This window comes from Corallococcus sp. AB018 (assembly GCF_003986945.1).
In the GTDB taxonomy this organism is placed as follows: Bacteria; Myxococcota; Myxococcia; order Myxococcales; family Myxococcaceae; genus Corallococcus; species Corallococcus exiguus.
The window spans coordinates 15,847-29,149 of record NZ_RAWR01000136.1; the positions used below are offsets into that span (position 1 = coordinate 15,847).

Annotated in this window: 9 protein-coding genes; 8 read left to right on the forward strand and 1 reads right to left on the reverse strand. The window is 70.4% G+C overall.

Annotation, left to right across the window (positions count from 1 at the left end):
• Positions 1-78: 78 nt before the first annotated feature.
• The 6 genes from D7Y11_RS26360 (at position 79) to D7Y11_RS26385 (ending at position 10,123) form a co-directional block, all read left to right on the forward strand.
• Complete coding sequence (locus tag D7Y11_RS26360) at positions 79-381, forward strand: hypothetical protein (protein WP_126935083.1); 303 nt, start codon at positions 79-81, stop codon at positions 379-381.
• A 138-nt stretch (positions 382-519) separates the two neighbouring features.
• A complete protein-coding gene (locus tag D7Y11_RS26365) occupies positions 520-3,165 on the forward strand; it encodes a right-handed parallel beta-helix repeat-containing protein (RefSeq protein WP_126935084.1) in 2,646 nt (881 codons plus the stop codon).
• Positions 3,166-3,267: 102 nt separating this feature from the next.
• Positions 3,268-5,202 carry a penicillin-binding transpeptidase domain-containing protein gene (locus D7Y11_RS26370; RefSeq protein ID WP_126935085.1) on the forward strand — a complete coding sequence of 645 codons (1,935 nt, stop codon included), beginning with the start codon at positions 3,268-3,270 and terminating at the stop codon, positions 5,200-5,202.
• Positions 5,203-5,286: 84 nt separating this feature from the next.
• On the forward strand, positions 5,287-7,902 hold the full coding sequence (gene mgtA, locus D7Y11_RS26375; protein WP_126935086.1) for a magnesium-translocating P-type ATPase: 2,616 nt from the start codon (positions 5,287-5,289) through the stop codon (positions 7,900-7,902).
• 73 nt (positions 7,903-7,975) lie between these two features.
• A complete protein-coding gene (locus D7Y11_RS26380) occupies positions 7,976-9,463 on the forward strand; it encodes a serine hydrolase (RefSeq protein ID WP_126935087.1) in 1,488 nt (495 codons plus the stop codon).
• Between the two features lie 87 nt (positions 9,464-9,550).
• A complete protein-coding gene (locus D7Y11_RS26385; protein ID WP_120579405.1) occupies positions 9,551-10,123 on the forward strand; it encodes a glutathione S-transferase family protein in 573 nt (190 codons plus the stop codon).
• Between the two features lie 12 nt (positions 10,124-10,135).
• On the opposite strand, the gene D7Y11_RS26390 is transcribed toward D7Y11_RS26385, so the two are convergent.
• Positions 10,136-11,026, reverse strand: a complete 891-nt coding sequence (locus D7Y11_RS26390) for a LysR family transcriptional regulator (protein WP_120579404.1) — start codon at positions 11,024-11,026, stop codon at positions 10,136-10,138.
• 122 nt (positions 11,027-11,148) lie between these two features.
• Between D7Y11_RS26390 and D7Y11_RS26395 the strand changes: the two genes are divergently transcribed.
• Positions 11,149-11,895: an SDR family oxidoreductase gene (locus tag D7Y11_RS26395; RefSeq protein WP_126935088.1), complete on the forward strand. Its 747-nt coding sequence runs from the start codon at positions 11,149-11,151 to the stop codon at positions 11,893-11,895.
• A gap of 109 nt (positions 11,896-12,004) precedes the next feature.
• The gene (locus tag D7Y11_RS26400; RefSeq protein ID WP_126935089.1) at positions 12,005-13,246 is read left to right on the forward strand and encodes a GAF domain-containing sensor histidine kinase; all 1,242 of its coding nucleotides are present in this window, start codon (positions 12,005-12,007) and stop codon (positions 13,244-13,246) included.
• Positions 13,247-13,303 lie beyond the last annotated feature (57 nt).

Consider the following 13,303-nt stretch of genomic DNA (forward strand, 5'->3'; position numbering starts at 1 on the left):
GGGAGAGGACTTCGCCGTCGGGGAGATTAGGCTTCCCGGATGGCTCCCTTTGCTCGCCCCACCCACCTGATTGCATGGATGCGTATCTGGTGTGAGCGACCGGGCATGTACCTGGTGGGGACTCCCGACTACCAGGCGATCAACGTGTCGTATCTGTTCATGTGCATCTTCGCCTACGACTGCGCGCGCGAGGACCTGGGGCACCCGCCGGAGCATCCCGCCTTCCGGGAGTGGGTCTTCGCGAAGCGGCCGGACCTGCGCCATCACCCGCACTGGTACGGCGCGGCCCTCCTGCCCGAGCTGGACAACGACCACGCACGGGTGATTGCCCGGATAGGGGAATGGGTCGCGCAGTACAGCGCCGAGCAAGGATTGCCGTAGCACCGGCCCTCGGGTCGCGGGGGACTGGCAGGCATTGGACGGCGGGCCGGGCGCACACGGCCCGTGCTCCCCGTGGATTGGACGTGTGGGAATCACCCGGTATCGTTCTCACTCCCGTCCGCCTTCCCCGAGGATGCCGTGACCCTGAAGCCCGCCCGTGCGTTGCACCTCGTGGGGTTGTTGCTGCTGACCACGTTCGGTTGCGTGGAGGAGGAGCCCGCCGTCACGGCGCCACTGGCCGGTGGTGCGCGGCTCGTGGTCGCGCCGCCCCGGTCATCCGTGGTCGCCGCGGTGACGGCCTCGGTGACGCACGCGTCGGGCGCCACGGAGTCGAAGGCGCTGACGTCCGCGACGGATCCGGATGGCGGCATCGCGTGGTCGGCCGTCGTGAAGCCGGAGTCTCCCGAGGAGGAGATCCAGCTGACCGTGGCCGCCGAGGATTCCGCGAAGACGGTGGTGGCCTCCGTGAAATCGGACGCCGGGGTGAAGCTGCCCCTGTACGGGGAAGCGCTCGTGGTCCTGGTTCCCCTGCCGGAGTCTGGCGCGCCAGGGCTGGCCAACCATGCGCCACGCATCCACGAAGTGCGGGCGCAGAGCGCCATCGTGGCGCCAGGCGAAACCGTCACGTTGAGCGCGCAGGTGAGTGACGAAGAGGAGGGTGTGCTGACCTACGAATGGACCGCCTCCGGCAGGGTGCTCGCCTGCGAGGACGCGACCTGTGAATGGACAGCCGCACGCCCGCCGGTCCCCGATGCTGGCACCGAGGGTGATGCTGGCACCGACTACGACCCGACCCTCAAGGATGACGCGTTGATCAGCCTGCGTGTCACGGACGCACAGGGCGCGGTGTCCACGCTCCAGTTCCACCTCGGCGTGGGCACCGTGCGCGGGCCCGCGTCGCTGAGGAAGACGTGGTTCAACCGAGCGCCCGTGGCGTCCGTGGCCGGAGAGCCCCAGCAGGTGATGTTGGGCAGTACCTTCCAGGTCCCGGCGCCGGTGACGGACGAGGACGGAGACGTGCTGACGTATGCCTGGAGCGCGACGTGCGAGGGCACCTTCGACAACGTCACCCTGGCCAGGCCCGTCTTCACTCCGGGGGCGGCGCCCACGGACTGTGGCTGTCAGCTGAAGGGCGCCGTGACGGACGGCTTCGGTGGAAGCACGGAGCAACTCGTGAACCTGTGCGTGCGCGCGGAGGCGCCGCCGGTCCTGGAGACCACGTCACAGTCCGCCGAGAGCGCGCTCGCGGGCGAACGCGTGACGTTCACGGTGGACGTGACGGATCCGCGCGGCGAGGCGATGACGTTCGCCTGGACGTCGAACGTGGGCGCGCTCGGTACGCCGGTGGGCAATGGCGCGACGAGCACGGTGGACTGGACGGAGCTCTCCTGCCTGCCGGCGGACGTGACGCCCACCGTGGACCTGGTGGTGACGAACGCCTCGGGTGCGAGCACTCGGCATTCCTTCCAGGTGACCTGGACGGGCCGGCGCTGCGGCCCGGGTGAGACCGACTGCGCCATCACCCTGTCGCCGGGGCAGGTGACGTTGCGCGAGGACTGCGTGGTGCAGAGCGCGGTGTTCATCCCGGACGGCTTCACGTTCGATGGGGCCGGGCACACGCTGACCGCGTCCGAGGACGGCGCGGGGGACCACTACAAGGGCGCGGTGCTGCGCAACCGGGGCACGGTGGCGAACGTGCGGTTCGTCACGGTGACGGCGCGCAACCTGTCGGACGTGTGTGACGCGGGCGTGGACCGGCTGCGCGGCATCCTGCTGGAGGACGCGAGCGGCACCATCGAGAACACGGTCGTGGAGGACTTGAACCAGGGCACCATCAGCGGCTGCCAGGAGGGCTTCGCCATCGACGTGCGCAACAGCACGGTGGGAGGCGCGCCGGTGCCGGTGGTCATCCGGGGCAACCGGCTGACGGGCTACCAGAAGGTGGGCGTGGTGGTGCAGGGGCGGGTGGCGGTGACGCTGGAGGACAACACCCTCGACGGCTTGGGGCCTACCAGCCGCATCTCGCGCACTGGAATCCAGCTCGCGTATGGCGCTTCCGGGCAGGTGGTGGGCAACGAGGTGCAGGGCAACGCGTTCCTGTTCGAGGACCTGCGGTCCGCGGACTACGGCTCCGGCATCCTGGTGGTGGGTGGCTCGGCCTACGGCGTGGGGCGGGAGCTGTGCCACGACCTGCTCATCCAGGACAACGAACTGGTGGGGAACGACGTCGGCGTCAACCTGATCCAGGCGGAGGGCAACGACTATGACCCGCCCGCCGCGCCCCAGAACATCCAGGTGCTCGGCAACGAGCTGAGCAAGGAGGACCTGACGAACCAGGTCTACCAGGCCGCCATCTCGGACAACGGGACCGCGAACCTCATCAGCCGCAACCGGATCAGCGGTGACGGGTACAACAGCGAGCTGTACGAGAACGCCATCGGCGTGGACGTGGTGACGCAGGGCGAGGACCGCCAGGTGGGCTTCGCCACTCCGGCGCGGACGCTGGACGTGGACACGTGCTCGGAGGCGCTGGTGGTGCAGGGCTGGGACCTGGTGGGCAACCTGGCCTCGCTGTCCGTGCCGGAGGTGACCCTGGCCGCGTCGGATCCGGGCGCGACCTTTCACCTGCTGCCGGATTGCTCGGATGCGCCCGTGGCGGTGGTGAGCCTCAAGAACTCGCAGCGCGAAGGCCTCTTCTACATCCGCGCCGCGACCGCCGGCCCGCTGACCATCACGGCGACGGGCGACGGCGCGAGCAAGACCCAGGAGCAGACGGTCCGCTGATCCACGCCGTGCGTGCGCGCGGTGGACCGACAGCCGGTCCAGGTGGAGACGACGACCGCCGGATGTTCGCTTCGGCGACAAGGGCGCGGTAGAGGGGGGCGCGTGTACGGACGGGCGTTCATTTCCTGGGTGGGGCTCTGCCTCCTGTTGCTGCTTCCCGCGTGCGCGCCGCGAGCCACGAAGCCCGCCGCGCCCGCCACGCCCGCCGTGGTGCCCGGAGGCGCCGAGGACCTGGCCTCGCGGTACCTGGACGCCTGGGCGCGCAACGACGTGGCAGCGCAGCGCCAGGGGCTCGTGGACGCGCCCCAGGACTTCGACGCGCAGCACGCGCGCTGGAGGCAGGACCTGGGCGTCATCGCCTCGCGCTTCGACCAGGTGGTGCTCGAGTCCCAGGACGCCACCACGGCGGTGGTGAGGTTCCACGGCGTGCACACGCTGCGCGGACTGGGTGACTGGGAGGTCGAGTCCCGTCTGCGCTTCGTGCTCCGGGGCAAGCGCTGGAGCCTGCGCTGGACGCCGGAGGTGTTCCACCCCGACGCGCGGCCCGGGGACCGCTTCGGCCGCGCGCGGAGCTGGGGCCCTCGCGCCGGGTTGCTCGATGCGAATGGGGATCCGCTCACCCTGCCGGGAGAGGTGATTCGCATTGGCGTGATGCCGGGCCGGGTGAAGGACCGCGCGGCCGTGGCCAGCGTGCTCCAGTCGCAGCTCGGCGTGGACCCCGCGAAGGTGCTCGCCGCGCTGAACGCCGCGAGCGCGCAGCCCGAGCAGTTCATCGCGTTCATCGACGTGCGCCTGGAGCGATACCAGCAGATTCGCCCCGTGCTCGCGCCGGTGCCCGGCATCTTCTTCCGCAAGAGGCCCGCGCGCCTCACCCCCGCGGAGGGCTTCGCCGCGCACACGCTGGGACGGGTCGGGGACATCACGGCGGAGGCGCTCCAGTCGTTGGGCCAGCCCTACCAGCCGGGCGACGTGGTGGGGCTGTCCGGCCTGGAGCGCGCGCAGGAACGGACGCTGGCGGGACGTCCCTCCGGCGAGGTGCGGCTCCAGCGCCGTGCTGGCGGCAGCGAGCTGCTGTACCGCTTCGACGGTGAGCCGGGACGCGATGTCCGCACCACGTTGCGAATGGACGTGCAGTCGGCGGCGGAGGCCGCGCTCATGGACGTCACCCAGCCCGCCGCGCTGGTCGCGGTGGACACGGCCACGGGCAAGGTGCTGGCGGTGGCCAGCCGGCCGTTGGGCGAGGGGTGGCACCGCGCGCTGATGGGGCGCTATCCCCCGGCCTCCACGTTCAAGCTGGTGACGGCCACGGCGCTGCTCGAAAGCGGCCTGAAGCCGGACTCGCGCGTCGACTGTCCCCTGGAGGTGACGGTGGGCCGCAAGCGCTTCCGCAACTTCGAATCCGAGGTGCTGGGCGTCACCACGTTGCGACGGACGTTCGCGCTGTCGTGCAACACCACGTTCATCCAGCTCTCGGCGAAGCTGGACCCGCGCGCGTTGGAGGACGCGGCCCGGCGCTTCGGCTTCGGGGTGGACTACGACGTGGGGCTGCCGTCACCGGGCGCCACCTTCCCTCCGCCGAAAGACGACGCCGAGCGCGCGGCGGACGCCATGGGCCAGGGTCGCGTCCTGGTCACGCCGCTGCACATGGCCACCGTCGCGGCGGCGGCGGCCACCGGCGTCTGGCACGCGCCGCGCCTGCTCGTGGACGCGGAGCCCGGCCCGGAGTCGCGGCTGAATCCGGGCACGACGGCCATGCTCCGCGACCTGATGCGCGCGGTGGTGACGGACGGCACGGCGAAGTCCGCCGCCAGCATCCCGGGCCTCATGGGCAAGACGGGCACGGCGGAGTTCGGCACGTCCGTGCCGCCTGAGACCCATGCGTGGTTCGTCGGCGTGCGCGACGGCATCGGCTTCGCGGTGTTCGTGGAGGGCGGCGGCGTGGGAGGCCGTGTCGCGCTGCCGCTCGCGATTCGCTTCCTCCAGGCGCTGGACGCGGCCTCGGTCATCTCCTTCAGCAAGAACGACGGCGCCAGCTAGCGCACGGGGCCGTCCCTCCGAGCGCCGCGCCCCTCTCCTCGCTGGCGGCTGGTCACCCCGCGGGACACTGTCCACGTTGCGAGGATGGGCGCCGAACGCTCGAGCGGCCAGGGCACCGAGCCCGTGGCGCACCCCCCGCGCCACTCCGGCGCGCGGCGGAGGCCGGCGCCGAAGCGCGAAGGGCCGCCCGCCTGGAGCGAGCCGGTGGAGTCCCTCCTCGCCCGGCTGGGCAGCACCTCACAGGGACTGACCCCACAGGAGGCCGAGGCGCGGCTCGAGTCCCTGGGCCCCAATGCGCTGGAGTCCCGGCGCCGCCGGCCGCTCCCGCTGGAACTGCTGCTGCGGCTGGGCAACCCGCTGGTGCTGGTGCTGCTGGTGGCGTGCGGCATCTCGGCCTTCGTCCACGACCTGACCAGCTCCGCCATCATCGCCGTCATCGTGTTGATCAGCGTGACGCTGGACTTCGTCCAGGAGCACCGTGCCAGCAACGCGGCGGAGCGCCTGCGTGGCGCCGTGGCCCTGCGTGCCCGGGTGCTGCGTGACGGCGTGGAGCAGGTGCGGCCCGCCACGGAGCTTGTCCCCGGGGACGTGGTCCTGCTGGCCACCGGCAGCCGCGTGCCCGCGGACGCACGTCTCATCGAGTCACATGCGCTGTCCGTGAACGAGTCGCTGCTCACCGGCGAGCCCTACCCCGTGGAGAAGGCACCGGGCCTCGCGTCCGCGGACGCACCGCTCGCGGAGGTGGGCAACACCGTCTTCGCCGGCACGTCGGTGCTGGGAGGCACGGCCCGCGCGCTCGTGTTCGCCACCGGCCGTGACACCGAGGTCGGCGGCATCGCCCGGGGACTGGACGCGCCCGTCGCCTCCACCGCCTTCGAACGGGACACGCGCCGCTTCTCCGTGATGCTGATGCGGCTCACGGTCCTGATGGTGCTGTTCGTGCTCCTGGTGAACCTGACCCTGGAGCGTCCGCTGCTGGAGTCCTTCCTCTTCGCCATGGCCCTGGCGGTGGGGCTCACGCCGGAGCTGCTGCCCATGGTGGTCTCGGTGACGCTCGCCCGGGGCGCCCTGCGGCTCGCGGACCAGGACGTCATCGTCAAGCGGCTGAGCGCGGTGCACGACCTGGGCTGCATGGACGTGCTGTGCACCGACAAGACAGGCACGCTCACGGAGGCGAACATCCGGCTGGAGCGCACCGAGGACGCCACCGCCCAGCACAGCGAGCACACCCTCGCGTGGGCCTTCCTCAACAGCCACTTCGCCACCGGCCTGCGCAGCCCCATGGACGAGGCCATCCTGGCCCGGCGCGTGGAGTGCACGCAGGGCTGGCGGAAGCAGGACGAGCTGCCCTTCGACTTCGAGCGCCGCCGCGTGTCCGTGCTGCTGGAGAAGGACGGCCGCCGCGTCCTGGTGGTGAAGGGCGCGCCGGAGGCCCTGCTGTCCCGATGCGAATCGCTCGAGGCGGCGGACGGGACGGCGCAGGCCCTGGACGCGGACGCGCGGGAGTGCCTGCAAGTCCGCGCCGATGCCTTGAGCGAGCAGGGCTTCCGGGTGCTGGGCCTCGCCTGGCGCGACGTCCCGTCACAGGACGGGCCGCTGTCCCCGGAGGATGAGACGGACCTCGTCTTCGCGGGCTTCGCCTCCTTCCTGGATCCGCCCAAGCAGAGCGCCCGGCCCGCGCTGGCGGCGCTGGGCGAGGCGGGCATCGAGGTCAAGGTGGTGACGGGCGACAACGCGCGGGTGGCGGTGCACGTCTGCCAGGAGCTGGGGCTGGAGGTGCGGGGCGTGCTCACCGGCGCGGAGCTGGCCCTGCTGGACGACCCGGGCCTGCGCGCGCGGGCGGAGGACACCACCGTCTTCGCTCGCGTGTCCCCTTCGCAGAAGAGCCGCATCCTGCGCGCGCTGAGACAGCGCGGCCACGTGGTGGGCTACCTGGGGGACGGCATCAACGACGCGCCTTCGCTGCACGAGGCGGATGTGGGCATCTCCGTCTCGGGCGCGGTGGACGTCGCGCGGGAGGCCGCGGCGCTCCTGCTGCTGCGCCCGGAGCTGGGCGTCCTGCACGACGGCGTCCTGGAGGGGAGGCGCACCTTCGGCAACGTCATGAAGTACATCCGCATGGGGACCAGCTCCAACTTCGGCAACATGTTGAGCATGGCCCTGGCGTCGCTGGTGCTGCCGTTCCTGCCCATGCTGCCCATCCAGATCCTCCTCAACAACATGCTGTACGACGTGTCGGAGCTGGCCATCCCGCTGGACACGGTGGACGCGGAGCAGCTCGCGCGGCCCCCTCGCTGGGACATGCGCTTCGTGCGCCTCTACATGGCGGTGTTCGGCACGCTCAGCTCGCTCTTCGACGCGGCCACCTTCACGGTGCTGCTGCACGGCTTCCACGCCGACGCGCCGCTCTTCCAGACGGGCTGGTTCATGGAGTCACTGACCACGCAGGTGCTGGTCATCTTCATCATCCGCACCCGGGGCGGCGCGGCGCGCAGTCCCCCCGCGCGGCTCCTGGTGCTGTCGTCGCTGGGCGTGGTGGCGGTGGCCTGCGTGCTGCCCTTCACGCCGCTGGGGAACTACCTCGGCTTCGTGCCGCCGCCGCCCGCCATCCTCGCGTCGCTGGGCTCGCTGGTGGCGCTGTACCTGGGCTGCGCGGTGGTGCTCAACCGCTGGTTCTTCCGCCGCTTCGACACCGCCTGACGCGCCCCCTCGCGAAAGGATGCAATCGTCCCGCCAACGGGACGTCTGTAGGCTCATGCGTGGGAGAGACCGAATGACCTGGAACCCGTTGCGCCTGCTGAGCGTGCTGGCCGTGGCCTTGCTGTTCGTCCCTGTCGCCGCGGGTGCCGCGACGCGGCAGCAGGAGCTGGACACGTTGCTGACGCAGTACCACCAGCTGCGCCAGTTCAACGGCGTGGCGCTCGTCGCCAACGAGAAGGGCGTCGTCCTGAAGAAGGCCTATGGCCAGGCCAACTTCGAATGGAACGTGCCCAACACGCCGGACACGAAGTTCCGCCTCGCGTCCGTGACGAAGCAGTTCACCGCGATGGTCATCCTCCAGCTGGTCTCGGAGGGGAAGCTGAAGCTCGACGACACGCTGGTGTCGGCCCTGCCGGACTACCGCAAGGACACGGGCTCGCGCATCACCGTCACCCAGCTGCTCAACCACACGTCCGGCATCCCCAACTACACGAGCCTGCCGGACTTCTTCGCCAAGGAGTCGCGCAACCCGTACTCCGTCGCGGACTTCGTGAAGCGGTTCGCCAGCGGTGACCTGGAGTTCGAGCCCGGCTCGAAGTTCGCCTACAGCAACTCCGGCTACTTCCTGCTGGGCGCCATCATCGAGCGCGTCACCGGCAAGACGTACGCGCAGGCGGTGCAGGAGCGCATCTTCACGCCGCTGGGCATGAAGGACTCCGGCTACGACGTCTCCTCCACGGTGCTGCCCAAGCGCGCCAGCGGCTACGAGCTCGGGCCGGACGGCTACGTCAACGCCTCCTACCTGGACATGTCCCTGCCGTACGCCGCCGGGGCGCTGTACTCGACGGTGGAGGACCTCTACCGCTGGGACCGCGCGCTCTACGAGAACAAGCTGCTGCCGGAGGCCCTGAAGCAGAAGATGTTCACGCCCGGCCTGGAGAACTACGGCTTCGGGTTCTCCATGGACCCGCTGAAGCTGGACGACGGCAAGACGGAGCTCGCCACCATCAACCACAGCGGCGGCATCAACGGGTTCAGCACGCGCATCTTCCGCGTGCCGGCGAGTAAGGAGGTGGTCATCCTCCTGGACAACACGTCGCGCGGCGACAAGCTCAAGCCGCTGGCCGCCGGCCTCTTCAGCGTGCTCCACGGCATCCCGCCCAAGGCGCCCCGGTTGGGCATCCGGGAGATGCTGAGCATGACGGTCGACAAGGAGCCCGTCGCGAAGACCGTCGCGCGCTACCGCGAGCTGAAGGCCACGAAGCCGGACGCGTATGACTTCTCCGATGATCAGCTCAACAGCCTGGGCTACCAGCTGCTCCGGACGGGCCGCCCGGCGGACGCCGTCGAAATCTTCAAGCTCAACGTGGAGATGTTCCCGAAGGTGGGCAACGTCTACGACAGCCTGGGTGAGGCGTACCTCGCCGTCGGCGACAAGGAGCAGGCGCGAGTGAACTACCGCAAGGCGGTGGAGCTGGACCCCAAGAACACCAACGCGGCGGGCGCGCTTCAGAAGCTGGGCGAACAGTCCGGGCCGCCCGCGACAAAGGCAGCCCCCTAGCGGCACCAGATGTGAGCGAATGCGGTCCGCGCCACGGGCGTTGTGCCCGGGGGGCGGTCCAACGTGGTGCTCACGAAAGGTGCCTGCATGAAGCTCTATTTCAATCCGCGCAGCCGGGCGGTCATTGGCAAGTGGATGCTCGACGAGGCGGGGGTCGAGTACGAAATCGTGCCCATCGACCTGGAGAAGCGGGAGCAGAAGTCGCCGGAGTTCCTCCAGGTGAACCCCGCCGGCAAGCTGCCCGCGCTGGTGGACGGAGATGCGCGCGTGTTCGAGAACGCCGCCCTCTGTCTCTACATCGCGGACAAGTACCCGCAGGCGAAGCTGGCGCCCAAGGTGGATGCGCCCGAGCGCGGCCGGTACCTGTCGCTGATGGTGTACTCGACGTCGCAGCTGGAGCCGTCCATGGGCGACCACATGGCCCAGGCCCCCACGCCGCCGCAGCGCGGGTGGACGGAGTACCCGCAGGCGCTGGACGCCGTGGAGCGCGAGCTGGGAGACGGCCCCTACCTGTTCGGCGACTGGTTCACCGCCGCGGACGTGATGATCGGCTCCATGTTCATCTACCAGCGCATGCTGGGAGGTTCGACGGGACGGCCGAAGCTGGAGGCCTACGTGGACCGGCTGCAGGCACGTCCCAAGGGCTTGAAGCTGCGCTGAGGCGCCCTCGCTTCACGGCGCGGTGAAACCCCGCGTCAGCCAGTCGATGAAGACGCGCACGCGCGGGGACAGCTGCCGGTTGCGTGGGTACATCAGGGACACGGGCGTGGGCGTCGGCGGGTGCTGGGGCAATACGGGCACCAGCGTGCCTCGCCCGAAGTCCTCCTCCAGGCGGTAGCGCGGCGCCTGGATGAGGCCCAATCCCAGCCGCGCCGCCGCGACGAAGCTCTCCGCGCCGTTCACGGACATCGTGGTGGGCAGCACGACGTGGCGCACCTCGCCGCCCACCGTGAACTCCAGAGGAATCAGGCTCCCCGTCAGCGACGAGCGGAAGCCCACCATGCGGTGCCCGTGCTGGAGCGCCTCGACACTCTCCGGCACGCCGTGCCGCGCCAGGTAGGCCGGGGACGCGCACGTCACCTCCTCCAGCAGCGCCACCCTGCGGGCCACCATGTCGCTGTCCTTGGGCTCACCGGCGCGCAGCACGCAGTCCACGCCCTCGCGCACCAGGTCCACCAGCCGGTCGCCTTCGCTCATGTAGAGCTCGATGCCCGGGTAGCGCTCCAGGAACTCCGGCAGCCGGGGCAGCACGACCCTGCGCGCCAGCGTCCCCTGCACGTCCACTCGCACGAGCCCCTTCGGCTGTCCGCCCACGAACGCCGCGTCCGCCTCCTCCAGGTCCGCCAGCAGGGACACGCAGCGCTGGTAGTACGCCTCGCCGTCCAGCGTGGGGCTCACGTGCCGCGTGGTGCGCTGGAGCAGGCGCACGCCCAGCCGCTCCTCCAACTGCTTCACCGCGTCCGTCACCGACGAGCGCGGCAGCCCCAGGTCCTTCGCGGCCTGCGTGAAGCTCCGGCGCTCCACGATGCGCGTGAAGGCCTTCATGGCGTCGAACCGGTCCATTGTCCGCCCTGTCGAACAGTGATGCCGGAACAAAGCCGATTATCCGCGATGCGGAAAGGTCCATCTTGTCCTCACCTGATGCCCGAGCGCGGACGTCGGCGGACCACAGAGGAGAAGACCCCATGACGACCCAGACCTTGCAGAAGAAGACGGCCCTCGTGACGGGCGGCTCGCGCGGCATCGGCGCCGCGGTGGCGGAGCGGCTCGCTCGTGACGGCTTCAACGTCATCGTCAACTACGCGGGGCACCGCGACGCGGCGGAGGCCGCGGTGCGCAGGATTGAGGCGGCGGGAGGCCGGGCCCTGAGCCTCCAGGCGGATGTCGCGGACCCCACCGCCTTCCCCCGGATGTTCGACGCGGCGGCAGAAACGTTCGGCGGCGTGGACGTGCTGGTGAACAACGCCGGCATCGGGAAGTTCGTGCGCTTCGCGGACTTCGACGACGCGCTGTTTGATCAGCACGTGGCCGTCAACATCAAGGGCACGTTCAACGGCCTGCGCGAAGCCGCGCGCCGCCTGCGCGACGGTGGGCGCGTCATCAACTTCTCCACCAGCGTCATCGGCCTGCGGATGGAGAACTACGGCGTCTACTCGGCCACCAAGGCCGCCGTGGAGGCGATGACCGCCGTCCTCTCCAAGGAGCTGCGCGGCCGGAACATCACCGTCAACTGCGTGGCGCCCGGACCCACCGCCACCGAGCTGTTTCTGGACGGCAAGTCCCCGGAGCTGGTGGACCGCATGGCGAAGCTGAACCCCCTGGAGCGGCTGGGCACGCCGGAGGACATCGCCGCGTCCGTGGCCTTCCTCGCGGGTCCGGAGGGCGGGTGGATCAACGGGCAGGTCCTCCGCGCCAACGGCGGCATGGTCTGAACGCCTGCCGTGCGGGCAGGGGACCGGGCGGCGCATGGGGCTCGCGCTCCAGAGGTGATGCTCACGTCGGCGAGTGGCTCCAGGCTGCGGGCGTCCCCACCGTTGCCTCGTGAGCGACACGAAATCAGGGACAGACAGTGGATGGGAGGACTCCCGGCTGCGGGCGCTGGAGCAGCTGCTGGCCCTCCCCGTGGCCGAGCTGCGTCCCACGCTGGACAGGGCGGGCCAGCTCGTTTCGGAGTTGCTGAACGCCGACAAGGTGGACGTCTTCCTCTTCGAGCAGAGCAGCCAGAGCCTCGTCGCGGTGGGCACGAGCCAGACGCCCATGGCCCTCCTGCAGAAATCGTTGGGCTTGGACCGGATGCCGCTGGCCAATGGCGGGCGCGCGGTCCAGGTGTACGAGACGGAGACCCCCTTCATGACCGGCCGCGCGGAGGAGGATCCGAACGAGCTCCCCGGCATCAAGCACCGGCTGGGGGTGCGCTCCTCCCTGATGGTGCCGCTGCCCATCGGCATGGAGACGCGGGGCGTCCTCGCCGTGACGTCGGCCCAGAGTGACTTCTTCACCCCCCATGACCTGCGCTTCCTGCAGGCCGTGGCGCGCTGGGTGGGCATGGTGGCCCACCGCGTGGAGCTGGTGCAGGAGCTGACGAAGCTGGCGGTGAAGCAGGCCCGCCGCAAGGCGGCCGAGGAACTCATCACCGTGCTCGCGCACGACATGGCCAACCACCTGCTGCCGCTCCAGGCCCGCATCCAGCTCATCCAGCGTCGCGCCGCGCGAAATCAAGCGCCGGAGGACCTGCGGGACGCGACGGGCGCGGCCGCGTCGCTGCGCTCCCTCACCCGGCTCATCAACGACCTGATGGACGTGGGACGCCTGGACCAGGGCCTCTTCAGCCTGCGTCCCCAGCCGGTGGACCTGACGGGGCTGGTGCGGGAGTTGGTCGCGACCGCGAGCACGCCCGAGCGCCCGGTGCACTTCGAGGGACCCGAGGAGCTGGTGACGGTCGCGGATCCAGACCGCGTGCGGCAGGTGCTGGAGAACCTGGTGGCGAACGCGCTCAAGCACTCGCCGCCAGGGCGGCCCGTGGACATCCGCCTGCAAGCGCAGGCGCGTCCGGAAGGGCCCTGGGTGCGCGTGACGGTGAGCGACCAGGGGATGGGCATTCCGTCCGAACAACTGCCCACGCTCTTCGAGCGCTTCACGCGGGGATCGGACTCCAAGGGGCTGGGCATCGGCTTGTACCTCGCGCGCCGCATCGCGGAGGCGCATGGCGGCACCCTGGAGGTGGTCTCCACGTCCCGGGCCGGCACGTGCTTCGGACTGTCGCTGCCAGTGGTGGCCGGGTAGGCGGAGAGGAATCGCACGGCGGGGGTGAGGGGGAAAAAGGGGCATTTCCGTTGGGTG

Coding starts and splice junctions, on each gene's coding strand:
- D7Y11_RS26385 (WP_120579405.1), top strand. CDS start 9,551: ATGAAGCTCTATTTCAATCCGCGCAGCCGGGCGGTCATTGGCAAGTGG.
- D7Y11_RS26360 (WP_126935083.1), top strand. CDS start 79: ATGCGTATCTGGTGTGAGCGACCGGGCATGTACCTGGTGGGGACTCCC.
- mgtA (WP_126935086.1), top strand. CDS start 5,287: ATGGGCGCCGAACGCTCGAGCGGCCAGGGCACCGAGCCCGTGGCGCAC.
- D7Y11_RS26395 (WP_126935088.1), top strand. CDS start 11,149: ATGACGACCCAGACCTTGCAGAAGAAGACGGCCCTCGTGACGGGCGGC.
- D7Y11_RS26380 (WP_126935087.1), top strand. CDS start 7,976: ATGACCTGGAACCCGTTGCGCCTGCTGAGCGTGCTGGCCGTGGCCTTG.
- D7Y11_RS26390 (WP_120579404.1), bottom strand. CDS start 11,026: ATGGACCGGTTCGACGCCATGAAGGCCTTCACGCGCATCGTGGAGCGC.